This window comes from Rhodopirellula europaea 6C (genome assembly GCF_000338295.1).
In the GTDB taxonomy this organism is placed as follows: Bacteria; Planctomycetota; Planctomycetia; order Pirellulales; family Pirellulaceae; genus Rhodopirellula; species Rhodopirellula europaea.
In genome coordinates this window covers 1-24,325 of record NZ_ANMO01000177.1, presented here as the reverse complement: position 1 = coordinate 24,325, position 24,325 = coordinate 1, and the positions used below count along the sequence as shown (strand labels likewise).

The 24,325-nt window shown below is 54.5% G+C and carries 16 protein-coding genes, 2 tRNA genes, 2 rRNA genes and 1 pseudogene; 11 read left to right on the top strand and 10 right to left on the bottom strand.

The genetic code is table 11. The features are described 5' to 3' along the window. A pseudogene (locus RE6C_RS18650) lies at positions 1–412 on the top strand (aspartate aminotransferase family protein); the annotation flags it as partial. A gap of 92 nt (positions 413–504) precedes the next feature. Here RE6C_RS18650 and RE6C_RS18645 read toward each other — a convergent pair. Together RE6C_RS18645 and RE6C_RS18640 are read right to left on the bottom strand one after the other, a co-directional pair. Beyond that, the gene (locus RE6C_RS18645; RefSeq protein ID WP_008659004.1) at positions 505–1,731 is read right to left on the bottom strand and encodes a metallophosphoesterase; all 1,227 of its coding nucleotides are present in this window, start codon (positions 1,729–1,731) and stop codon (positions 505–507) included. Then, positions 1,728–2,234: a SixA phosphatase family protein gene (locus RE6C_RS18640; RefSeq protein WP_236618326.1), complete on the bottom strand. Its 507-nt coding sequence runs from the start codon at positions 2,232–2,234 to the stop codon at positions 1,728–1,730. Before RE6C_RS18640 ends, RE6C_RS18645 begins: the two co-directional genes overlap by 4 nt. Positions 2,235–2,349: 115 nt before the next feature. Between RE6C_RS18640 and RE6C_RS18635 the strand changes: the two genes are divergently transcribed. Together RE6C_RS18635 and RE6C_RS18625 are read left to right on the top strand one after the other, a co-directional pair. Further along, positions 2,350–3,729: a PQQ-binding-like beta-propeller repeat protein gene (locus tag RE6C_RS18635; RefSeq protein WP_008658990.1), complete on the top strand. Its 1,380-nt coding sequence runs from the start codon at positions 2,350–2,352 to the stop codon at positions 3,727–3,729. Between the two features lie 507 nt (positions 3,730–4,236). Then, on the top strand, positions 4,237–4,716 hold the full coding sequence (locus RE6C_RS18625; RefSeq protein ID WP_008658981.1) for an EVE domain-containing protein: 480 nt from the start codon (positions 4,237–4,239) through the stop codon (positions 4,714–4,716). A 43-nt stretch (positions 4,717–4,759) separates the two neighbouring features. Here the strand turns inward: RE6C_RS18625 and RE6C_RS18620 are convergent, their stop codons facing one another. Further along, positions 4,760–5,239, bottom strand: coding sequence for a DUF6960 family protein (locus RE6C_RS18620; RefSeq protein WP_008671723.1), 480 nt, complete (start codon positions 5,237–5,239; stop codon positions 4,760–4,762). A 274-nt stretch (positions 5,240–5,513) separates the two neighbouring features. Between RE6C_RS18620 and RE6C_RS18615 the strand changes: the two genes are divergently transcribed. The 3 genes from RE6C_RS18615 (at position 5,514) to RE6C_RS18600 (ending at position 8,244) form a co-directional block, all read left to right on the top strand. Continuing rightward, positions 5,514–6,137, top strand: a complete 624-nt coding sequence (locus RE6C_RS18615; protein WP_008658978.1) for a peptidylprolyl isomerase — start codon at positions 5,514–5,516, stop codon at positions 6,135–6,137. A gap of 234 nt (positions 6,138–6,371) precedes the next feature. Next, positions 6,372–7,853: a DUF58 domain-containing protein gene (locus RE6C_RS18605; RefSeq protein ID WP_008658976.1), complete on the top strand. Its 1,482-nt coding sequence runs from the start codon at positions 6,372–6,374 to the stop codon at positions 7,851–7,853. A gap of 130 nt (positions 7,854–7,983) precedes the next feature. Next, positions 7,984–8,244, top strand: coding sequence for a hypothetical protein (locus RE6C_RS18600; protein ID WP_007328183.1), 261 nt, complete (start codon positions 7,984–7,986; stop codon positions 8,242–8,244). A gap of 365 nt (positions 8,245–8,609) precedes the next feature. Here RE6C_RS18600 and rrf read toward each other — a convergent pair. From rrf to RE6C_RS18570, 4 genes are all read right to left on the bottom strand, one after another. Next, positions 8,610–8,718, bottom strand: a 5S ribosomal RNA gene (gene rrf / locus RE6C_RS18595). 107 nt (positions 8,719–8,825) lie between these two features. Further along, positions 8,826–11,717 (bottom strand): 23S ribosomal RNA (locus tag RE6C_RS18590). 818 nt (positions 11,718–12,535) lie between these two features. Beyond that, positions 12,536–12,608: transfer RNA gene (locus RE6C_RS18575), tRNA-Ala, on the bottom strand. A gap of 77 nt (positions 12,609–12,685) precedes the next feature. After that, positions 12,686–12,759, bottom strand: a tRNA-Ile gene (locus RE6C_RS18570). A gap of 278 nt (positions 12,760–13,037) precedes the next feature. Between RE6C_RS18570 and RE6C_RS18560 the strand changes: the two genes are divergently transcribed. Beyond that, on the top strand, positions 13,038–14,978 hold the full coding sequence (locus RE6C_RS18560) for a TlpA disulfide reductase family protein (RefSeq protein ID WP_008658973.1): 1,941 nt from the start codon (positions 13,038–13,040) through the stop codon (positions 14,976–14,978). A 118-nt stretch (positions 14,979–15,096) separates the two neighbouring features. Here the strand turns inward: RE6C_RS18560 and RE6C_RS18555 are convergent, their stop codons facing one another. The 3 genes from RE6C_RS18555 to RE6C_RS18545 are packed head-to-tail and all read right to left on the bottom strand — an operon-like array spanning position 15,097 to position 18,781. Beyond that, the gene (locus tag RE6C_RS18555; RefSeq protein WP_008671710.1) at positions 15,097–15,984 is read right to left on the bottom strand and encodes an RAD55 family ATPase; all 888 of its coding nucleotides are present in this window, start codon (positions 15,982–15,984) and stop codon (positions 15,097–15,099) included. A 23-nt stretch (positions 15,985–16,007) separates the two neighbouring features. Then, the gene (locus RE6C_RS18550) at positions 16,008–17,441 is read right to left on the bottom strand and encodes an NAD(P)/FAD-dependent oxidoreductase (RefSeq protein WP_008658970.1); all 1,434 of its coding nucleotides are present in this window, start codon (positions 17,439–17,441) and stop codon (positions 16,008–16,010) included. Beyond that, positions 17,438–18,781 carry an MBL fold metallo-hydrolase gene (locus tag RE6C_RS18545; RefSeq protein ID WP_390175924.1) on the bottom strand — a complete coding sequence of 448 codons (1,344 nt, stop codon included), beginning with the start codon at positions 18,779–18,781 and terminating at the stop codon, positions 17,438–17,440. Before RE6C_RS18545 ends, RE6C_RS18550 begins: the two co-directional genes overlap by 4 nt. 230 nt (positions 18,782–19,011) lie before the next feature. On the opposite strand from RE6C_RS18545, the gene RE6C_RS18540 reads away from it, so the two are divergent. From RE6C_RS18540 to RE6C_RS18525, 4 genes are all read left to right on the top strand, one after another. Then, entirely contained in the window at positions 19,012–19,389 is a 378-nt protein-coding gene (locus RE6C_RS18540) for a hypothetical protein (protein ID WP_039962509.1), read from the top strand. 152 nt (positions 19,390–19,541) lie between these two features. Continuing rightward, positions 19,542–20,621 carry an N-acetyltransferase DgcN family protein gene (locus RE6C_RS18535; protein ID WP_008658967.1) on the top strand — a complete coding sequence of 360 codons (1,080 nt, stop codon included), beginning with the start codon at positions 19,542–19,544 and terminating at the stop codon, positions 20,619–20,621. Further along, on the top strand, positions 20,618–21,667 hold the full coding sequence (locus tag RE6C_RS18530) for a dipeptide epimerase (protein WP_008658966.1): 1,050 nt from the start codon (positions 20,618–20,620) through the stop codon (positions 21,665–21,667). The genes RE6C_RS18535 and RE6C_RS18530 overlap by 4 nt, the downstream gene beginning before the upstream one ends. 58 nt (positions 21,668–21,725) lie before the next feature. Next, positions 21,726–24,134: a serine hydrolase gene (locus RE6C_RS18525; RefSeq protein ID WP_008658965.1), complete on the top strand. Its 2,409-nt coding sequence runs from the start codon at positions 21,726–21,728 to the stop codon at positions 24,132–24,134. Positions 24,135–24,325 lie beyond the last annotated feature (191 nt).

The following is a 24,325-nucleotide window of genomic DNA, read 5'->3' as shown; positions in this document are numbered from 1 at the left end:
ACCGATCCTCAGCCAAACCTTCACCGGATCGACTGCCGCGATTTCGACCGGACTGGCGACGTTGGATGCATTGCAATCCACCAAATGCTTCGGTGCGGACGGCGGAAACATGAAACGCCATGCCTACTTTGCCGAGCAACTTCAAAAGCTGGCCGAGAAATACCCCGGTTCGATATCAGGTCCTTTTGGCGAAGGCATGATGATCGTGTTCACACCCGGCGAAGGCACACTCGATCACGCCAAGTTGCTGATGAACTTGATGTTCGAAGAAGGCTTGCTCGGATTCCTCTGCGGAGCCGAACCGGCGCGTTTACGTTTCTTGCCGCCACCGATGATCACCACCACCGAACACATCGACGCGGCGATCAAGTTGCTCGACCGATCCCTCGAAAAGTTCGTTTCGCACAAGTAAGAATCAAACCGTAGTGGATGAAACAATGAGTCCCTCCCTGATTCAACGGTCCGAATTCTTGGCGAATCCGGCTACGGAGATGGTGTTGCGGATTACGAACTTGGGCATCGCAGTGTGATCAGCGACAACTCGGGCCGACAACGAATTCGCAAGAGGTGAACTCCACTGAGTCCACGCGAGACATGCAGCGTTGTTGGCGATCGATAAAAATCTCCCGATGCCCAACGACTGCCGTGCCAACTGGGGCTCAAAATCGGACCGGCCAATGGCAACCGACCTTGGCCTCCATGCGTGTGACCAGCCAACATCAGATCCACCCCGTTCCGACGACACCAATCGAATTGATCGGGACTGTGGGAAAGACATAGTCGAAAGTTCACATTGCTCTCCGACATGACAGCATCATCCGGCCGAGTGAACCAAGGCCACTCATTCCCCAACAACAGACACTCGAGCGAACGCAGAGATACCGTTTCAACCTTCCCGCCAACGTCAATCCATCCGGCGTCGTTCATTCGATCCCGCACCACGTCTGGATCCGAAACACGCGTGTCGTGGTTGCCGAGCACAAAGTAGCAACCATCCTTCGCTTGCGCGGGCGAAAACAAATCATGCAACCAAGCAACACAAGGTTGCTTGTCGACAATGTCGCCCGTCAGTGCCATCAAGTCCGGCGACCACTGCGTGGCGATCGAAACCGCGTGAGCTGTGAAGTCAGGTGCGACTTGCCCAGTCAAATGAATGTCTGACAGATGAGCGATCTTGTATCCGTCCAGTTGCTCCGGCAAACCAACCACGGGCAACTCGATCTGTTCCACCGCCATTTCAAAGATCTGGTTCATTGGCAACCTCGCCGCCCACCGACACTTCCGAGTCCGCGCCAATGTCAGTCCGGTCTGTTTCGAAACGTCGTGAACGTCGACTTCGCGTTTGGCTGATACATGTTGGATCTTCCAAATCGGACGCCAAAGCAACCACAAGCAACCAAACAATGTTCCCAACACGAGGCAGAACGCGGCATAGGCCAGCAAACCGACCGGCAGGATTTCCAAGCTGGCTTCACCACGCAACCAACTTCCGATTGGCTGATAGAAGCTCCATCCCAATACGAAAGGTGTGATCCAGGTTTCCGCAAAAGCAATCTTTTCGATTCGTTTGATTGTCGCTCGCTTCCATCCCATCGAGTTCAATCGGTTGTAGAACGTCAGCCGCAATCCAAAGTGTGCAAGCAAAACTGCAGCCAGCAACAAGATGCGAAAAAACGGCTCCGCGAAAAAAGTATCCAAACGATTGGCCAGTGGTTGAAGAAAAGCGATCATGGGAGTTGCTTCGGCCGGATCTCTTTCCAGACTTCGCAATTCTCTGGACCAAGTTCATCCGACCAAGACGAAACTTCGCATTCAAATACCGCCAGCCCCGCGGTGGGAAAACCACACGAGTGCCCCAACAACTCGCTCGCCGCCGCACTGATCCCCGGATTGTGTCCCAAAACGAGCAAAGTTTCCGGAGTGCTACTCGCCGTTCCGTTTTCATCGGCCAGCCACAACTCGGTCGAACGGATCATTTGAAAGATCGCCGATGCGGATGCCAAATAAAGATCCAATGAAAAATGGGTTGGGACGGGCGATTCCCAACGCGAATTGAGAAATGCCGCCGTTTCGCAAGTCCGCTTGGAATCAGATGAGAGCAGGAAATCGGGTTGGCAACCGTTGTCCTGCATCCAACCAGCAATTCTCGGGGCATCACGACGTCCGCGGGAGTTCAGCGGTCGTTCGTGATCGGACAACCTGGCGTCGGCCCAATCACTTTTGGCGTGACGCATCAAAATCAATCGCATTTGGGTTGGATCAGCAGGAGGTGAGGGACAAAGCGGTTCGAATCAGCAAAAGAACATATAGTACGCAAAGGTTCCCATCCCAATTCTCGGACTTCACAACATGCGTGCATCTTCTCTTTTCTGCATCTCACCCCTCGATTTGGTTTCCCGCGCTCGATCGAATCTGCTTGTCCTCGGAATGGTCGCTGCCACGACTCCGCTCGCCACCGCAGATGACTGGTCCGGTTGGATGGGAGACCAACGCGATGGGGTCTATCGCGAATCGGGCGTCATCGAATCGATCCCGGATTCGGGTTTGAAACCAAAATGGAAAGCATCCATCGCCGGTGGCTACGCGGGCCCATCGGTCGCCGACGGCCGAGTGTTTGTCTTTGATTACGCTCGTCGCCAAGGCGAAGCCTTCAACGATCCCGGGAAACGAGCCGATCTCACCGGCGACGAACGTTTGATCGTGCTGGATTCAGAAACCGGCAAAGAATTGTGGCGTCACGAGTACGAACGTCCCTACAGCATTTCGTATCCGGCCGGCCCTCGATGCACTCCCACCATCGACGGCGATCGAGTCTATATCCTCGGAAGTGAGGGCGATTTGCGTTGCCTATCAGTCACTGATGGTGAACTGATCTGGAGCCGCAACTTTCCCAAAGACTTCTCGGCCGAAGTTCCAATCTGGGGTTTTTCTGCGCATCCGCTGATCGAAGGCGACCTGCTTTACACGATGGTCGGTGGCGACGGACAAGGCGTTGTCGCGTTTGACAAAATGACGGGCGAAGTTCGCTGGAAGCAACTCGATAGCAACGCAGGTTACTGTGCTCCATCGATTTTGAAGCAGGGCGATCAAAAGCAACTGCTCGTGTTTTCCCCAACCGGCATCCACGGTCTGGATTTGCTCAGCGGCGAACCGATCTGGAACGTTGAACTCAGCCCAATGTTCGACATGTCGATCGCGATCCCCGCCATTGAGGGCAATCGGGTTTACGCCAGTGGAATTCGTACCGAATCGGTGATGTTTGAACTCAACGAAAACGCAACCGCCGCCACCGAACTTTGGCGCGGCGAACGGGATCACTCGGTGTTTTCCAGCAACAGCCCAGCTGTCTTCATCGATGGCGTGGTCTACGGAACCGATTGCAACGTCGGCGAGTTGATTGCGTTTGATGCCAAAGATAGCGACCGTCTTTGGTCAACCTTCCAGGCCACCAAGCCGGATGAAAAACGATTTATCAAACACGGCACTGCTTTTTTGACTCGAATCGGTGATTCCAACCGCTTCTTTGTTTTCTCGGAAAACGGCGACCTGATGATCGCGACGCTTTCCAAAGATAGATTTGAAGAGCATGGGCGGTTCCACGCGATCGAACCCACCCAAGAAGCGTTTGGTAGGTCGGTGGTATGGACTCACCCTGCCTACGCAAATCAAACCGTCTTCATTCGAAACGACCAAGAAATCGTCGCCTACAGCCTGGTAAAACCAGAGTGAAGTTGCCGACTGCTTTCAATTCCAAGCTGGTTGGCAGAAACGATTAGGCATAGCCCCCGGCCCACGTGGGAATTGTGGTTGAAGCCAAATCAGCGAAGGCCGGCGAATAATCGTCAGCCTTCTTCGAAATGCCTCGGTGCCCACGCATCGGGGCATTCTCAATGGCTATCAACAATGATTTGGCCAACAAAAAGCCAAACAGCGGTGAATGCGATGCCCAATGCGGTGTGAATTGCGTCGACGTTCATATTTTGCCTCAGGCCAAAGGCGTGACCTCGCGTGAAACACGAGACCGCGCATGGAAAACGGATACAAGGCCGTTTCCATGGCCTGAATTAAGCAACCGCAATCGTGCGGGAGCAGACGAATTCGTTTCATCGACACACATTTGCAGTGCGTCTTCTTGAGTTATCGACACACCTCCGAAACAATTCGACGAAAAATCACCGTGCCCGCACAAATTGACTCAACCGAACACCCGCACCCAACGACACCTCGAGCAAACTGATGAAGTACTGGCTGATGAAGACGGAACCGACCACGTTCAGCATCGATGACCTGGTCGAACAACCCGACCAAATCACCTGCTGGGAAGGTGTCCGCAACTACCAAGCTCGCAATTTGCTTCGTGACGAGATTGAAGAAGGCGACCAAGTTCTTTTCTATCACTCGGCTTGCAAGACACCCGCCGTTGTCGGCTTGGCAACAGTCAGTCGTGGTGGCTATCCCGACCACCACGCCTTCGACAAAAAGAGCCACTATTTCGACCCCAAAAGCAATCCGGATTCACCGACTTGGTACATGGTCGATATCAAGCTCAACAAGAAGCTGGAACGCCCGGTCACCTTGGCCGAATTGCGAGAGGAAGCCACCAAAGCTCGCAGCCCCTTGGTCGACATGGTACTGCTTCAAAAAGGCAGTCGATTGTCGGTGCAGCCGGTCACCAAGAAGCAATTTGACCGAGTGGTCAAACTCTCCGAAAAGTAAATCGCAGCGATCTTGCCCCATCACATGCCCGCGGCGAAAGTGATCAGTCCGAGAATCCGATTCGTTCCCCCGATCCATTCCACTTTGGAGTGGGATGCTCGATCTCACCCTGCCGAACACGCTGTTTGTCTGACAACAATCGAAGATGCTCGCGTAGGAACAGCCGGGGAAGATTCTGGTCAGCTCGCCTCAAACGATAGGCGATTCGCCCTTTGCGGCGGACGTAATACATTCCGATCACTTCGCCGACAAACAGATCTCGCTCCATCCCGAGCCCCACGGTCTCGACCTCGTCACCGACATCCAGATCTTCGGCCTTGATCTGCAGCCACAACGCGGGTCGCAATCGAAACGTCCACTTTCCGTAGCGACAGTGATAGTAGGTGCCATCAAATGACTCTCGTCGCACCACCCGTTCGCCGGGCAAAAGCTTTGAAACGATGGCAATGTCGTCCGGATGAATCCAACCCTGGCCGTCTTCTGGCCAACGCGGATAGATCCCGTACTGTGGAAATTCGATCAAGACGTCGCTCTCGGGGCCGATGAAACAAGCCGGTTCGCTACAAATCGTAGAAGAACCGGAATTCAAACCTCGATTTTAACAAACCAGTCCACCGTTTCGTGCGTCAGACAGGTTGATCATCTGTTTGAGGACCAACGTCTCGCCGATCAAATCACCCAACTGCTCAGCCACGTTTTGTGGGGTTGGAGACTATCCGGCGGATTTGGTTCAATGTGAGCAAAGTCAGTCGCCTTTGAAGGGCGGCTCCCACCATTCTCCCCTTTAAAAGTTTGCCATGACTGTTCGTGCTTTCGTTTTGTCGCTGGTTGGAATTGCAACCTTCGGTTTGACTGCAGGCCCCGCCTCCTCGACTTCCGCGGCTGATCCGGCCAAAGGCGAGGTCACTCATAAAGTCTATTTCGATGTCTCGATCGGCGGAGAGCCAGCGGGACGAATCGTTTTCGGGTTGTTCGGCAAAGACGTTCCTAAAACCGCCGAGAACTTCCGCGCACTGTCGACGGGCGAAAAGGGCGAAGGAAAATTGGGTGTGCCTTTGGATTTCGAAGGCAGCGCATTTCACCGCGTGATTCCCGGATTTATGCTGCAAGGCGGCGACTTCACTGCCGGCAATGGAACCGGTGGCGAAAGCATCTATGGAGCGAAGTTTGCTGACGAAAACTTCAAATTCCAACACACGACCCCTGGTTTGCTGAGCATGGCGAACGCGGGTCGCAACACCAATGGTTCGCAATTCTTTATCACCGTTGCTCCAACTCCCTGGTTGGACGGAAAACACGTCGTTTTCGGACGAGTCCTCGAAGGAATGGACGTTGTCAAGAAAATCGAAGCTCAAGGCAGCCGATCCGGTCAGACACGTGAGTTGATCAAAATCACCGAAGCCGGCGAAATCAAAGAGTAAGCACCGACAAGTCTGAGCCAATCTCAAGCTGGCCTCTCAACTGACGCGTCGCGGATTTGGACCTGAACTCCAAATTCGCCACGCGTTTTTTTGTGTCGTCAGCCAACTCCGTTTCGCATCGTCGAATCGGCAAAGCACATTCGTACTTCACATTCGACGACACCGAACAAACAGCAGCGTGATAGACTGTGACCAAACAACAAATGCAGATTTCTCCAACCTGACCGAGCATCCATGGGATTCGGAAAACGTTTTCAAACGCTCTTCGAAATCGCCAGCCAGTGGCCGTGGCTTTTACTGGTGCTTGCCAGTTTGCCTCTGGTATTGGCTGCCTTTTGGCTCCGAATCTACCCAACCCGACGCTGGGTCGCGATGATCGGAATCAGCGTCGTACTCAGTGTCGCGGTCGTTTTCTTTCCCAGTTTGCTCGTCATCCTTGGGCTCTTTGATGGACTCGTCGTCGCGGTGACAGCGATCGACGGTTTGCTGCTCGTGATCAGCACACGAAAAATGCTCGGCGACGGACTGACGATCGAACGGACCGTTTCTCGCACAAGCTCACTGGGCGTTCCTCTGGACTGCTCGCTCACGCTGCGAAATCACACGCAACTACGAATGCGTGGCGATATTCGCGACGATGTTCCCGAATACTTCGTCTCCCAACCATCCCAGCACAAGCTCGATCTGCCTCCTGGACTGCAGCTGCAGTTGACTCGGAAACTAACGCCCCACCGGCGAGGCGCATTCAAACTGGACCGCGTCGATCTCAAGCTATTTAGCCCGCTGGGATTGTGGCAACGACATATCAATCGATCACTGCACAATCAATTGAATGTCTTTCCCGATATGAAGCAGTTGTCAGACTACGCGCTTTTGGCACGCACCGACCGATTAAGCCTGATCGGAGTGCGACGGACACGACGAATTGGACAAGACAGCGATTTCGAACGGTTGCGGGATTACACCCGAGATGACAACTATCGCCATATCGACTGGCGAAGCACCGCCCGACGCAACAAACTCACGGTCCGGCAATTCCAAAGCGATCAAAGCCAACGCCTGATCTTTCTTCTCGACTGCGGTCGAATGATGACCAACCAGCGAAATGGCTATTCCCTGCTGGATCATGCACTGAATTCAATTCTGATGATGTCTTACGTAGCACTTCATCAAGGCGATTCGGTCGGAATGATCTGTTTCAGTGATACGATTCATGCGTACCTACCGCCTCGTGGCGGGGCAAGCCAAATGAATCGTTTGCTACAGGCCGGATTCGACCAATTCCCGAGAATGGTCGAATCCAGATATGACCAAGCCTTCCTCTATCTGAATTCACATTGCAAACGTCGGTCACTCGTCACGCTCACCACCAACATTGTCGACGAAGTGAACGCGGAAGTCGTTTCGGACCATCTTTCAAACCTCACCGGGACTCACCTGCCATTGGCGGTGGTCCTACGAGATCGCGAAATGTTTGACGCGGCAGACTACCCAGCCGAAGTTCTCCAAACCGCAGATGGACAGATCAACACATCACCCCTCGACGAAACCAAAACTTATCGAGCCGCTGCTGCTGCTGAGATGCTCGTTTGGCGGGAAGAAGTCCTCTCAGGACTCCGACATAAGGGCGTTCTCGTGGTCGACGCATTCCCGGATGAATTGAGTGCCCCAATGGTCAATCAATACCTGCAGGTAAAAGCACAGCACCTGCTGTAGTGATTGAAACGAAAAATCGAAAGACTGCGATCAAGAGGCCAAACCAGCAAACACTCACCACTTCACCGCAATCACGCCGATTCAATCCAACGTCTACAGTTACAACAGACGAAAATTGGAGTGCAATCGCATGTGGAGAAGTCTATTTCTAGCCGTCGGAATCATGATGGTGATCTTGGGTGTTGAAACAATGCTCATCGACTCCGCAACCGTTTACGCGGCCGCCGACTCCAGTGCAGTCGAATTCATTGACCCTGGAGTGACACCAGCCCAAACCACCAAGGTCTGGACACCAACGGAACGTTTCCCATGGGTAATGCTCGCCGTCGGTGCGGTTGTCATTCTCTATGCCATCACGCTTCCCAAACGCTGGGGCCGAAGCGGAGACTGAGAACTGAACCGAAATCAAACAAGAACCAACAAGCCACGGCTCATAAACATGACCGTGGCTTTTTTCGTGCCCGACACGTCACCAGACAAACCGATCGACAAACACCAACCGGCAAAGTGCAATCACTGAGCGCAGTCACTGACGCCTCATCGAAAGGGATCCCCCTATCCAGAAGAAGGAACACCCGAAGGAAACCAGACGGGAAGACACGCATCACACAACGATCGCGAAACCATCACGGACAACAAAAACCAACACCAACATACACCTAACCGGAGCTGCACCTGTGATTCTGTGGCCCTAACCCACTTTGGCACTGCGCATAAAAAAACCCTCCTGAGAAAACTCAGAAGGGTTTTTTAAAAATCCGGCAAGACCTACTTTCACGCTGGTGGGCACTATCATCGGCTCTTAAAGCTTGACTGCTGTGTTCGGAATGGGAACAGGTATAACCTTTAAGATATGATCGCCGGAAAGACCTCACGACGAATATTTCGCCGCCGTAAGGCCAGTTGTTTGGTAGTTGAACAAGTTAACTTCTTGAAGCCGATCCGATTGGACCGCATGAGTGCGGGATATCGGTGGCCAAACTTTCGCCCGTTAGTATTGGTTTGCTTAATGCATTACTGCACTTACACGTCCAACCTATCAACCTGGTAGTCTTCCAGGGGGCTTTCGACTAATGTCTACGAATCCTTATCTCTGGGCGGGCTTCACGCTTAGATGCTTTCAGCGTTTATCCTTTCCGAAGTTAGCTATCCAGCCGTGCCGCTAGCGCGACAACTGGTACACCAGAGCTTCGTCCAACTAAATCCTCTCGTACTAAAGTTGAATCCCATCAAGATTCGAACGCCCACGGCAGATAGGGACCGACCTGTCTCACGACGGTCTGAACCCAGCTCACGTACCACTTTCATTGGCGAACAGCCAAACCCTTGGGAGCTTCTACACCCCCAGGATGTGATGAGCCGACATCGAGGTGCCAAACCGCATCGCCGCTGTGGACGCTCGGATGCGATAAGCCTGTTATCCCCGGAGTACCTTTTATCTGATGAGCGATAACCCTTCCATTCGGGATTACCGGATCACTAAGGCCAACTTTCGTTCCTGCTCGACTTATGAGTCTCGCAGTCAAGCACACTTTTACCTTTACGCTCTACGCCTGATTGCCGACCAGGCTGAGTGTACCTTTGCACTCCTCCGTTACTCTTTGGGAGGAGACCGCCCCAGTCAAACTGCCCGACTGACACTGTCCTTTGCCCCGTTTCAGGGGATCAAAGTTAGAATTAAAATATGACCAGGCTGGTATTTCAACAACGACTCCCTCTACACTAGCGTGCAAAGTTCAAAGTCTCCCAGCTATCCTACACAAGACATATCTCAACCCAATAGCAGCCTACAGTAAAGGTTCACGGGGTCTTTCCGTCTAACCGCGGGTATGTGGCATCTTCACCACAACTACAATTTCACCGGGTCGGTGGTTGAGACAGTGCTCCAATCGTTACGCCTTTCATGCAGGTCGGAACTTACCCGACAAGGAACTTCGCTACCTTAGGACCCTCATAGTTAGGGCCGCCGTTTATTGGGGCTTCGGTCGCCAGCTTCGCTCCGAAGAGCTAACCGTCTTCCTTAACCTACCAACACCGGGCAGGCGTCAGTCTCTATACATCCACTTGCGTGTTAGCAGAGACCTGTGTTTTTGATAAACAGTCGTTAGAGCCGATTTTCTGTGGCCTCCAACAGCGTGAACCGTCGGAGGCGCCCCTTATCGCGAACTTACGGGGCCATTTTGCAGAGTTCCTTAACCACCGTTCTCCCGAGCGCCTTAGAATTCTCATCTCGCCTACCTGTGTCAGTTTTAGTACGGTCACAGGGCACATAACTTAGCGGCTTTTCTTGGACGTCCTTCCAATGACTTCGAGAACTTGGATGCTCTCGAGCTCAACCTTGGCTTATGTCAGGTCATTTATCCCCCAACACCTCAGTTTTCGCTACGGACATTTCTATTCGTACCGCTCACTTTCTGGACGCCGTCCCCGCATCGAAGTACCCATGTGGCGAAGGAATATTGACCTTCTATCCATCGTCTACGCCTTTCGGCCTCGACTAAGGTACCGGCTAACCCTGGGCGGATTTACCTTCCCCAGGAAACCTTAGGCTTTCGGCGAACAGGATTCTCACCTGTTTTATCGTTACTCATTCCGGCATAATCACCCGATGACCCCGACACCGCTCGTTACCGTACGGCTCGTATCTGATCATCGGCGCTCTCCTACCACTCTAGATAAATCTAGAATCCGCTGCTTCGGTGTACTACTTACTCCCGTTCATTATCGGCGCAGAAATGCTCGACTGGTAAGCTGTTACGCACTTTTTAAATGGTGGCTGCTTCTAAGCCAACATCCCAGCTGTCACGGCACTTCAACTTCCTTAGTGACTAAGTAGTACTTCGGGACCTTAGCAGGCGATCTGGGTTGTTTCCCTCTCGACCCTGGAGCTTATCCCCCAGGGACTGACTGCCGAGGTAAGGTGAACCGGTATTCGGAGTTTGGTTCGGTGGGGTACCCTTGGAAGGGCCCCCATCCGATTCAGTATCTCTACCCCCGGTCACTAATTTACTCGACGCTATCCCTCAAGATATTTCGGAGAGAACGAGCTATCTCCTGGTTTGATTACACTTTCAGTCCTCCCCACAGGTCATCCCCTCAGTTTTCAACCTAAGTGGGTTCGGTCCTCCACGCAGTTTAACCCGCGCTTCAACCTGCCCATGGGTAGATCACACAGGTTTCGCGTCTGCAGCAATCGACCAACGCCCTATTCAGACTTGGTTTCCCTTGGGCTTCGTTCCGTCAGAACTTAACCAAGCCGATTACCACAACTCGCCGGATCATTATGCAAAAGGCACGCCGTCACACATTAAAATAGTGCTCCGACCGCTTGTAGGCACATGGTTTCAGGTTCACATTCCTCCCCTAGCAGGGGTTCTTCTCACCATTCACTCACGCTACTGGTTCGCTATCGGTCGTTAGAGAGTATTTAGCCTTACGGGATGGTCCCCGCGGATTCAGTCCAGGTTTCACGTGACTGGACCTACTCAGGTGCTTCTAAGGTGAGACAATATTTTCGCGTACGGGGCTGTCACCCTCTGTGGCCGACCGTTCCAAGTCGTTTCACTAACACGTCTCAATCCCATATTGAAGTCCTACAACCCCGAGAAGGAAACCTCCTCGGTTTGGGCTATTCCGATTTCGCTCGCCGCTACTGACGGAATCGATTTTTCTTTCTGTTCCTCTGGTTACTTAGATGTTTCAGTTCACCAGGTTGTTACATACACACCTATGTATTCAGTGTGCTGTGGTCGGGAACCCCGGGATCATCGCTTGTGTGTCAACTTCCCCAGGCTTTTCGCAGACTTCCACGCCCTTCTCCTTCTAACGCCAAGACATCCCCCATGTGCCCTTAATAGATTGGCCACCGAAATCCCGAACTCAAAACGCGAACCCAAGCCACACTTTCTTGCGAAAGCGAACACAGGCACAACATCTTGGTTTCAAGCTTCAGTGCTATCTAGTTAACGATATCACACAGTGGCTCAGAGCTCCTCAACGAGAAACAACTGAACCGCTCAAGAATCCAATCAGAATCAAATCACTACAATCAGTTTCTTTCGAAACCCTCTTGCAGCGACGCTTCCGAAGAACTTATTACCCTACTGACAAATGCTCCTGAACCCCGGAAAAAGGCTCACTTACATCCGTCGCATGGTGCTCTTTTCAGATGCCAACTACCAAACAACCAAATTTTCAAAAATCAAGTTCCCGGATGCTCGCAAGGCGAGGACCCGAGAGACGCTGTCAAAAACAGCCGAGCAATCTCTTGCGTTAAGAGCTAGAGATCAGTCGGTCGCTTTTGAGCGAGCGAGGAAGTTAGCGATGAGCCAACTTCGAGTCAAGTGGAAGAAGCGGTGAAATTTAAAATAAGTTTCAGAGCTGACTTCGACTTGTTTGCCGCGTTACAGAACGCTGCTCGGCTCTCTTGGAGAGCCTCGCAGAGCCTTGCTCAGCGGCGGGACAGGAAAGATAGCGAGCCGGCGATTCTGGTCAACCTCAATCAGTCTCAATTCTGAAGAAAGTTTTGATTCTTCGTGAAGTGTTTCTGAGTGAAGTGTTCCAGAAGCAAACCGGGACTTCTCATCCCTGCTTGTTTCCAGTCACCCGCAGTGAAGCGGGTGTCCTTCAACTTTCGGTTCTCAGCACGTTCTGACTTGAGCCAGATTGTGAATTGAACCAAGTGGAGGTAGACGGACTCGAACCGACGACATTCTGCTTGCAAAGCAGACGCTCTCCCAACTGAGCTATACCCCCGTGATTTTGAGTTCCGAGGAGGAAGAGTGACATTCCGTTGTAAACGGGAACATTGCTCTACCACCTCGGCACTCGAGTGGGCGTGCCAGAACTCGAATCTGGGACCTCGTCGTTATCAGCGACGCGCTCTAACCAACTGAGCTACACGCCCGTCAGGACCACAGGACCTGATGGTTTCTGCCTCGCTTTCGTGAGGCGGGTCGGAAGTTTAGGAAGTTTTGGTTTGTTGTCAAACGCACTTTGGCGATGTTTTTGACCAATTTCTTTGATTCCGTGAGCGTTTTTTTCGTCTTCATGACGGAGAAGTCTTGAATCAACGTTCCCTCGAACCCCTGAATTCCGGCAAAATGCCGCTCCGACGTCCGCCTTGTTCGGATCGTTCGTTCCAATTCGATGTGCAAGTCAATCAGAAGGATTTGTTTAGCTGCCATGAGTAAACACAACCGTTTTCCCGCGTCCTGGTCGGTCCGAGGCTTTGTCCTCGGGGGCGGTTCGCTCGTTCTTTCCACCATGTTGGCGACAACTTCGTCCGCAGCTCCCCCATCGGCCGCCGCCGCTTTGGGGCTGAAACCGGTGCAAGATGGCGTGGAATATGAACAAGTCGAACCATCCGATGTCGAAAAATGCGAAGTTCGAGATATCGAACGCGATGATTGGTCGGGATGGGAAGTTTCCGGGGCCGACGGCACATTGCTTCGCCGATTTGCCGACACCAATGGCGACAAAAAGGTCGACCTGTGGTGCTATTTCCAATACGGCGTCGAGGTTTACCGCGATGTCGATGCCAATTTCAACGGAAAAGCAGACCAGTACCGATGGATGGGAACCGGCGGAACCCGCTGGGGCATCGACGAAAACGAAGATGGACAAATTGACAGTTGGAAGATAATTTCAGCCGAAGAAACCACTCGTGAATTGGTTGAATCGCTAGGAAACGCCGATGGAAACCGTTTCGTCACGCTTCTCGCATCGCCGAAAGAACTTCAAACCGCAGGCCTGACCGGCGATCGTCTCGAAAGCCTGATCAAGAAGGCTTCCCGGGCGGCATCCAATTTCAAAAAGTTCGCTGCGACTCAAAAAGCGATCGGCCCGAAATCTCAATGGATTCAGTTCGCCGCCGCGACACCCGGAATCGTCCCGGCGGATGACATCGGCGTCAAAAAGGACGTGATGGCGTACGAAAATGCCGTCGCGATGTACGAATCCAACGGCCAATCAGGGCAAATGCTGGTCGGAACCGTGATCCGAATCAACGATGCTTGGAAACTGGTTGATTTGCCCGTCCTGGCAGAAACCGGCGAGCCAATTGCCCAATCCAACGGCAATTTCTTCACCCCAGGAGGCTCTGCCACCGCGGGTGCGGGTGCTTCGTCCGCCGGAAACTCGAAGACACAAGAATTGGTCGGCGCCCTCGAAGCAGTCGACTCACAAATGGTCGGCGAAGGCGATCCCAAAGCCCTCGCAAAACTCAATGAACGCCGCGCCGACATCGTCGAAAAGCTAATTGCCGCCGCTGAAACTCCCGCCGAACGCGATACCTGGACGCGACAATTGGTTGATACCGTCAGCGTTGCGACCCAAAGCGGAACCTATCCTGGTGGCCTAAAACGCTTGAAAGACTTGGCTGCTTCGATGCAAAGCTCGAAGGGCGCCGCATCAGAAGCCATGCGTGCCTACACCGAATATCAACTGATCGGGACCGAGTACATCGCTCGCCAAACCGAAGACGCTGACTTCGCCGAAAACCAAGTTTGGTGGCTCGAACAGCTCACCGAATTCGCCGATCGCTACCCGCAAGCTCCCGAAACCGCCGCCGCAAAGCTGCAATTGGCACTTAGCAAGGAGTTTGAAGACAAGGAAACCGAAGCACTTCGATTCTACAAAGAGGTCGCCAAAGACTTCCGAGGTACCGAAGCGGCCGAACGTGCCGCCGGCGCTGTCCGTCGCCTGGAATCCGAAGGCAAAGAAGTTGACCTGGAAGGCCGCACGGTTCAGGGCAAAGCATTCCGTTTGAGCGCCCTTCGCGGCCGTCCGGTCGTGCTTCACTACTGGGCGACTTGGTGCGAACCCTGCAAGAACGACATGAAATTGCTGCGTGGTCTACAAGCTCGTTACCAGCGTGCCGGCCTGCAAATCGTCGGAGTCAACATCGACAACCAACTCGAACAAGCGTCTGAATTCCTGAAGACGAACGCCCTGCCATGGGTGCACTTGCACGAGAACGGTGGATTGGAAGGCAGCCCACTCGCCAAGCAATTTGGCGTTCAAACCCTGCCGACCACCATGCTGATCGACTCCAAAGGACGCGTGGTGGATCACAACATCGGTGCAGCCGAATTGGACGACGCAATTGAAAAACTGCTGAAGTAAGCTTCGCAGCCAGAGTCATACGCAGTCAAAATCGATCGGTGAGCAACCTGGGTTGCTCACCGATTTTTTGTGCGCCGAGCACAAATCCCAGCTTACCGGAACCACGTGATTCGCCAACTCAAACGCCCTCGCCGAACACCAAGCCATCTTCCGTGATTCGATAGGGCACGATCGATTCCTCGCAAAAACTGCCGCGATGCTTCGCGATGTGAAGGGCGCGTCCCATCTTGTTCCCGTCGCGTGTTTTCCCCATCAAGATGATCGTGTTGGCATTGGACAGCACATCGCCACTCTGAATCGGCCGGGCAATCAAATCATCCAGCATCACCTCATGCGAAGTCGCCAGCAGCAAGCCTCCAAGCTGCTGATGGTCGTAGGCATGAGCCTCGATCCGCTCCGCGTTTTCGCGGAAGTGGACACGAAAGAGATCTCGGGCCAGCCAATCGTGCTCCTTGCGGAGAATCTGATTCTGGATGTATTCAATCAGCTCGAACTGAATTGACTCCGCCGCCCGATCCACCGGCTCCACCCCATCGATCACAACCCGCCGGACCCCATGAGCAAAGTTGCCATAGAAGAAGGCAATCGCACGGTCCAGTTTCTTGGCTCGCTCGGACGACCAACGACGCCAATCATCCGCATCCATGTCCGACGAAGTCACCCGTCGCCCCGAGTCGCGAAACAGATGCATGCTGTCACGACGCATTTTTTCGCGGTCCCAAACCTCACCCAGCGCCACCGGTTCGTCCACGGCAGCCTCCGACAACTGCCACTCACCCAAACGTTTGGCGTACTCCGAATGGTTCTGAGAATCACCACGGGAGGTCAAGTCAAACACAATGCCGCGTTCGCCTTCTTGCGATTGCCCGTGTTTGGCGTACTGAATTCCGAGCTGAGTTTTGCCAATTCCGGTGGCTCCTAGAACAACCGTCATCGTCCCGGGCAACAAACCTCCGCCCAACATCTCATCCAACGCGGGGATTCCAGTTTGCAATCTCTGACTCATGGTGCGTCCATTCTCGCGGGGTTTCACTGATTCAAAAGCAAATGCTCGGCAGCGATTCGTCCGCTGTCCATAGCCCCCTGGATGCTGGGCGTTTGACAGTGGTCGCCCGCGATCCACACCCCTGCCCTGCTCTGCCCTGCCCCGCTGTCGTCTGCAGAAGGAGCTTCACCCGATGACGTTTCGGGTAGAGACACATTGCCGTCCTTCAAGTCCGCCCGCCGCCAGTCCTCCCACGCGGGTGACTTCACGACCGTGTCCAGCGACATCTTTGGCAGCGAATAGGGAACCCGAAAAACACGTAGCAACCGCCAACGCATTGCCTCATCGCCAAACCAATCCTTCAATTGCGATCTCACTCGAGAATCAAGCGATTCGTCGTCCAAACCGTCCGCGGGCTCCTGATCACTAGCAACACTGACCGATACCAACGCCTTGCCCGGCGGCGCGTACGACGGCGCCACATCACTCAACACCACCGCACTTTGAATCGGTCCCGACTCATCGCCCCGCAGCATCAACAAACGATTCGAGTCTGGTGATTGATCCGCCGCGTAATACAAATTGGTTGTTCCAAACCACGGCGTCGCAATCGACTCCATCCCCAACAGCCTCGCCGCCGCACCCGCGGGAGTCGCGACCACCAAGTGCCGACACATCACCGCTGTTCCATCAGACAACACCACCCGGTGCCTGGCTTGACCTGGCAACTCACCAGCAAATGCGGACCGCTCCGATTCGGACAATGGTTCGACCGACTGCACCGTGGTTTGATACTGGATCGACCCTCGAGGCAGCCGCTCCGCCAGTTGTCTGGGAATCGCTCCCATGCCATCAGCGGGAATCGCAATGTCGCCTCCGGCAAACATCCGAAAGACGAATTCCAACATCCGGCTGGACACAGAAAGCGATTCGTCCAGAAAAACTCCGCCTAGAAACGGACGAAAGAATTGGTCGATGATTCGATCGCTGAAGCCGTCCGCACGCAAACGTTCGATCGTTGGCGATGCCGAACGCTCATACAAATCTTGCAGAGAACCACGATTGCTACTCCGACGCAAATTCGCGATTCGCAACTTGTCGACCAAAGAACCAACCGGGTTCATCGCCGAAGCAATCGCCGCCGTCGGTCTTCGCCAAGGATCTCCCAGCAGCCGGAATTGACCTTTTTGGCGGACCAAAGCCCCGGGTTCAAACCGGCACAAACGCAAAGCGTCGTAATCCAAAAACTGCTGGCACGCCGGGTACGCCGTCAGCAGAACTTGAAAACCATGATCCAGCGTGAAGCCATCGACCACGTCGCTGCGGACACGTCCTCCCACGCGATCAGTCGCCTCCAAAATTCGAAATTCACGACCAGCGTCTGCCAAGACGCGACCGCATGTCAGCCCCGCCAATCCTCCACCGACGATCAATGTTTCAGTGAATGGTTGCTCGACGGATGATTCCGAACCACTCATATCAGGTGGTAGCCTTTTTCTGTCAGTTTTTGAGTCAACGCCCGCTTGGCGGCGTAATCGCCGTGCACCAAACGAATCTCTTTGGGTGCATCGGCCATTCCATCAACCAACGCGATTAAATCTTCCTGATCACCGTGAGCCGAATACCCGGTCAGCTGATGGGTTTTGGCACGCACGTCGTATCGGCGACCGTCCAATCGCACCCAGTCGCTCCCGCGAGAAATGTAATTCCCGGGCGTGCCTCCGGCTTGGTAACCAGCGAACACGATGTCGGTTTCTTCTTGGCCGATGAACTCCTTGAGGTAATTGACCACCCGACCTCCCGTGCACATCCCGCTTCCGGCAATCACCACCGCGGGCAGCTTGTGCTGGGACAAATACCGAACGGTTTCCTTGTGCTCCGAATGGCTGCCCACCGTCGTCAAGTTCTCAAACACGAGCGGTTGATCATCGGTTTCCAACGTCACTTGGGCCTCCTCGCCCCAGTACGATTTCATCTCTTTGTAAAGAGCCGTGAATCGCGAGGCGAGTGGCGAGTCGACGATGACGTCGACGCGTTTCATCAACGTTCGATGCTCGGTCTCTTGAATGCGTTCGAAGATGGCGTTGAGCTCATACAACAACGCTTGTGTGCGACCGAGTGAAAAAGCAGGCACAATCGTCACGCCTGAATCATCCAGCGTTCGCCGAACGACCGCCTCCAATTCCGCTTGCCGATCGGCCTTGGGGGGATGCAACCTGTCCCCGTACGTGCTCTCGAGCACCAACAAATCCGCTCGCTCGGGACTGACCGGCGGATTCAAAAGTGGGTTGGTTCCCGCTCCCACATCACCACTGAAAACCGCTCGCCGGCCGTCCGGCAATTCGATCTCGAACATGGTCGAGCCCAGCACGTGACCGGCCGGCAACAACCGGACCTTCACCCCGCCGGGGCAGTCATGCCACCGATGGTATGGAAGCGGCACCAACAACTTCCGTATCTGACCGAGAAACTGTTTGATCAACCGCTTCGAACGTGTGAATCCAATCTTCAACGCGTCTTCCATCACCAGCGGCAACAACTTCGCCGTCGGTGCACTGCACAGAATCGGGTGATCAAAACCTGCCGCGAGCAAATACGGAATCCGACCCGCGTGATCGATGTGCACATGGGTCAGCAACAGTGCTTGGATCCCTCGCAACGAAAACTCAATCTCAGGGTTGGGCTTCTTCCGAGCGTCTTCGCCTTGGAACGTGCCACAGTCAACCAACAAGCTCTTTGAATCATCGATCCAAAGTTGGTGACAAGAACCAGTGACACCTTCGTGCGCACCGTGGTGAACCAATTTCATAAGCGACATCAGAAGCAAGACTAGAAGAAACAGCGAGAGCGGTCCGTCACGCCACCGCAGCACTTTACCACGCGGGGAACGCGCCGAGGGTCCGCAGCAATTTCGCCCTGCAGAAACGCCTACGCCCCAACCAAATGGCGAGCGAGCCAAACCCGCGATGACCAAACGTGTCACGCACCAGTCCGATGTGTTGGGTGTCGCCGCTTCTCTCCCCATCTCAACCACCGAGGACACCTCTCATGGCCAAATTTTACGTGCAATCAGGTACTTTCCGCAGTGTTGTCGCCGCCGACTCGGCTCGCAAAGCCGCTCTGTGGGCAGTCCACCAAGTCATGCAGCAAGTCCTGCCGACCGACGATGACACCGATTCGCTGTCAGCTTCGGCGACCAACGAGACCTCGGCCCGAAAAACCTCGCCCAACCAGGCCACGGGCACATCGTCCGATCGACACGACGGATCAACTCCGGTCGCGGTCTTGGACGGCCGAGTCCGAATCAGCGAACGTGGCTACGATCGCATTGACTGTGCGGAGATGCCAACCATGGAAGTCGTCGCGGAGTGGAACCAGATGGTGCTCACCCTCGATCGCCTGCAACAAATGATGCGGCATGGGTGATCCCCTCCGATTCGGGGCTGCGCGTTTTCGAAACAGATTTACGCACCTGCGCAAGACTTCAAACAAGTCTGTCGCTAGCCTATTGGGACGCTCGCTGGCACCAGCGAGTCACTTCCATTTGCGTTCTGCCATCCCCTCCGGACAGTCGATCGATGAACAACCAACTGCTGACCCAGCATCGACGCATCGCTCTCCTCACCGACGGCGCTTCCACACCATTTTTGGCGAAAACAGCCATCAGCTTGTTGCGATATCGAACGGCGGATATCGCCGCGGTGATCGATCGCGAACATGCGGGCAAAACATCAGCCGAGCTTTTTAACGCTGGCAACGCACCCGTTGTCTCATCGTGGTCTCCCGAACTGAACTGCGACGCGATCTACATCGGCATCGCACCTCCCGGTGGCAAACTTCCTGAGGCTTGGCGTCCGCAATTGGAAGCCGCGATCCGAGCGGGCGTCGATGTTGTTTCTGGGCTGCATGACTTTCTCTCCGAAGACAGCCAGTGGCGTGAACTCGCCCAGCAGTCAGGTTCCCAAATCATCGATGTCCGAAAGAACCACTGGAAAGAAACCGCCACCGGCAAACCCTTTCGCGAAAACTGTGTTCGCATCCATGCGGTCGGGCATGATTGCAGCATTGGCAAAATGGTCACAACGGTCGAAATCGATCGTGGCCTTCAAGCCGCTGGAAAATCATCTCGCTTCCTCGCCACCGGCCAAACCGGAATCATGATCTCCGGCCTTGGCGTTCCAGCGGACTGCGTCGTGTCCGACTTCGTCAACGGAGCCGTCGAATACTTGGTTCGAGACAACGAAGACGCGGACTTCTTGCTCGTCGAAGGACAAGGCAGCATCTCTCATCCGGCTTACTCTGCCGTCACGCTGGGTCTGCTTCATGGATGCGTCCCGCAAGGATTGGTGTTCTGTTACGAAGCCGGTCGCAGCGAAGTCAAAGGGTTCGATGGTTGTGCCATTCCACAGCTTGAAAAACAAATTCAGGCCATCGAACAACTCGCGAATTTGCGTGGGCCGAGCAAATTCATCGGAGTGTCAGTCAACACGCGAAAGCTTTCACCCGGCGAAGCCAAACTTGAGGTCGAACGAGCCGAACATCGATTTGGTTTGCCTGCCTGCGACGTCTATCGCGACGGTGCCGACAAACTGGTTCGAGCCTCGTTGGAACTCCAGGCCGCGTGCGTTCCCAGCGTCCTGCAGGAGACCGGAGCGTGAAGCTGAACCTCCACGCCATTCGCTTGCCCCTGCGTGACCCCTTCACGATTTCACGAGGAACCATCATCCACCAAGACAGTTTGGTCGTCGCGTTGGAACATGATGGAATCACGGGCTTCGGCGAAGTCACCGCGAACGACTACTACGGTCACACCATTTCGGCGATGAGCGAGGCTCTCGATGGCCTCAGTGCAGACGACTTGGCAATGTGCTTCGAGGCCACACCCGAGAATAACTGGCATCGCCTCTCAGAACGACTCGCCGGTGACATGTTCTCGTTGTCAGCGTTGGACATGGCCAGCCACGATTGGCACGCGAGAAATTCGGGAGCGACGCTTTGGCATCACTGGGGGCTGACTTGGAACCCCGAATTGCAATCGAGCTTCACCATTGGAATCGATTCCGTCCAAGAGATGCGGCGAAAACTGGATGCGGACTCCGGTTGGGACCTCTACAAAATCAAGTTGGGCACCGATCACGATCTGGAAATCATCCACCAGCTTCGCCAGTGCACCGAAGCCACCTTCCGGGTCGATGCGAACTGTGCCTGGTCAGCTCAACAAACAATCGACTACTCCAAAGAACTGCGGCACCTGGGCGTTCAATTCATCGAACAACCCCTGCCCCGCTCCGCCGATCCGGCTGACAAGCAACGCGTGTTCGAAGAATCATCGCTTCCGATCATCGCGGACGAAGACTGCCAAACCGAAGCCGACCTGGAAACGTGCTTTCAATTCTTTCACGGGATCAACGTCAAACTTTGCAAGTGCGGCGGACTGACCCCAGCTCGCAAGATGCTGACCGAAGCCAAACACCGCGAAAAACTCACCATGGTGGGCTGCATGGTGGAATCCGCCGTCGGCATCAGCGGTGCTGCCCAGCTCGCACCGCTGCTTGATTTCGCCGACTTGGACGGAGCGAATTTGATCGCGGACAGCCCTACCCGCGGCGTCGAAGTTCAATGCGGTCGCCTGCACATGCCAGCCAGCCTCGGCACCGGCGCAGAATTGGTTCCGACCGCCCTGCCCCAATTCCTGATCCAGTGAATCACTCGGCAACTCTCTGCTTCCTGCGATTCGTTTCACCAAGCCATTCCATACGGCCATGAATCACAAACTGCTCTCCCGCCACTTCGTTCACAAACGATCCCTCGCTTTCCCAAGCTGGCTCGCAGGAATCGCGTTGGCGTTCCTTGCCTTGACGGCCCTGCATGCCGACGAGCCCTCTGCGGCAAACAGTGCCGGCCACGACTACAGTCAACTCATTGAACAGTTAGCACAAACGATCCGTTCCGAGATGGAACAGAAACAAATCCCAAGCTTCTCGATCGCATTGGTGGCGGATGGGAAAGTCATCTCGTCGGCGGGCTTTGGTTTCCAGGACGCGGAGAAGACCATCCCCGCTTCCGGCAAAACGGTCTACCGGGTCGGCTCGATCTCCAAGTTGCTGACCGACGTCGCATTGATGCAATTGGTCGAACAAGACGAACTTGACTTGGACCAACCTGTTCAAAAGGTGTTGCCTGAATTCAAGATCGCCGATGACGAACACAGCAAAAAAATCACGCTTCGGCAATTGACTCAACATCGCGCCGGCATCGTTCGCGAGTCGCCCGTGGGCAACTACTTCGATCCCACCGAACCAGGGCTGAAAGCAACCGTCGCCAGCCTCGCGAACACCCCACCAGTTTATGAGCCAGACACTCGGACGAAGTACTCCAATGCCGGTGTGTCGGTCATCGGATTGGCTGTTGAGCAAGCCGCGGGATCGTCGCATCCAAATTATGTCCAACAACACGTGCTCGAACCGCTGGGGATGACGCACACCAGCTTCGAAAAGAACGAAGCTTTAGCGGAACACACGGCCGATGGGTGGATGTGGGGCTATGACCGCCCCGCGTTTGCTGCCCCCGAATTCCTGCTTGGCACCGGGCCTGCCGGAAACCTGTATTCCAGTGTCGAAGACCTGGCTCAGTTCAGCTTGTTCGTGATGGACCAACATCCCACGAAAGTACTCAGGGACAATTCGCTCACCGAGATGCTGCAACCCGGCGTGACTCCCGACGGAAAACCACTGCCCTACGGAATCGGTTTTCGCGTCAGCGACTTCCACGGCCATCGCCGCGTCGGCCACGGAGGAGCCGTGTATGGATTCTCAACTCAGCTTGAAATCCTGCCTGACGAGAACATTGCCGTCATCGCCGCCAGCTCACTCGATGGAACGAACAACTGGATCACTCGCATTTGCAATCAAGCACTTGAGGGCATGCTCGCCGTCCAAAACGACCAAGACCTCACTCCGCCCGTTTCAACCGAACCAGTGCCCCGCTCGCGAGCCCGCAGCTTGGCTGGCGTCTACTCCTCCATGCCCGGCGAGGCTTCTCGAACAGTGACCGTGGACTGGATCGGCGATCGGTTGCTGCTGTGGAAAGGAACGTTCCAACGAGAAATTCGCAGTCGCTCGGACACGGGCGAATTGGTGCTGGACGATCGCTTTGGGTTTGGCACATCGATTCGACAAGACCAATCATTCCTGGTTATCGACGACAAGACTTACACTCGTCTTTCGGATGCTCCTCCACCAGAAATCCAAGACGAATGGCGAGACCTGATCGGTGAATATGGCTGGGACCACAACACGCTCTACATCCTGGAACGCCACGGACAACTGCACGCATTGATCGAATGGTTCTACTACTACCCGCTCGATGAAGTCGCCGAAGATCGTTTCGCGTTTCCCGATCACGGGCTCTACCACGGCGAAGAATTGATCTTCCGGCGAGATGACTCCGGCGAAGTCACGGAAGTCATCGCGGCCCAGGTCGCTTTTCAAAAACGCGAGGTGGGAACCAAAGCCGGCGAGACGTTCAAAATCAAGCGGGAACTACCCGTCGACAAACTGCATGAACTCGCCGATTCCGCCAAACCTCCTCGTGAAGAAGGCAACTTTCGCCCGTCGGAATTGACCGAATTGACCACGCTCGATCCCAGCATCGAACTGGACATTCGGTACGCGACGACGAACAACTTCATGGACACGGTTTTCTACCAGCAGCCGCGTGCGTTCGCTCAACGTCCTGCCGCTGAGGCCGCCGTGAAAGTGCATCAGGAATTGAAAAAACAGAACCTGGGTTTGCTCATCCACGATGCCTACCGACCATGGCGAGTCACCAAGATGTTTTGGGATGCGACTCCCAGCAAAATGAAAAACTTCGTCGCCAATCCGGCCCAGGGCTCACGGCACAATCGCGGTTGCGCATTGGACCTGACGTTGTTCGACCGCACGACTCAAGAAGTGATTCCGATGGTGTCGGGCTACGACGAGTTCAGCCCACGATCTTTCCCCTTGTATCCAGGCGGCACCCAACGAGAACGCTACTATCGAGGCTTGCTGCGGCGAGCGATGGAGACCGCTGGATTTCAAGTTTACGAGTTCGAATGGTGGCACTTCGACTTTGATGGCTGGCAGAAGTATCGAATTGGCAATCTTTCCTTCGAAGAAACTGCCAACTGAATCCCCTACTCCATTGAGGTCGCGCAGTTTATCGAGGCTGTGTTTTAGCGGGTTTCAGCATTTGAGAACCTCTCCCGAAACGAAGTTTCGGGAGAGGTCGAGCGACGCCGTTCAGGCGTACGCGAGGGTGAGGGCCGAGCATGGGAAAAGGCGCGCACTACCCTCCCCGGAATTCTCGCTGAACGCTCGCA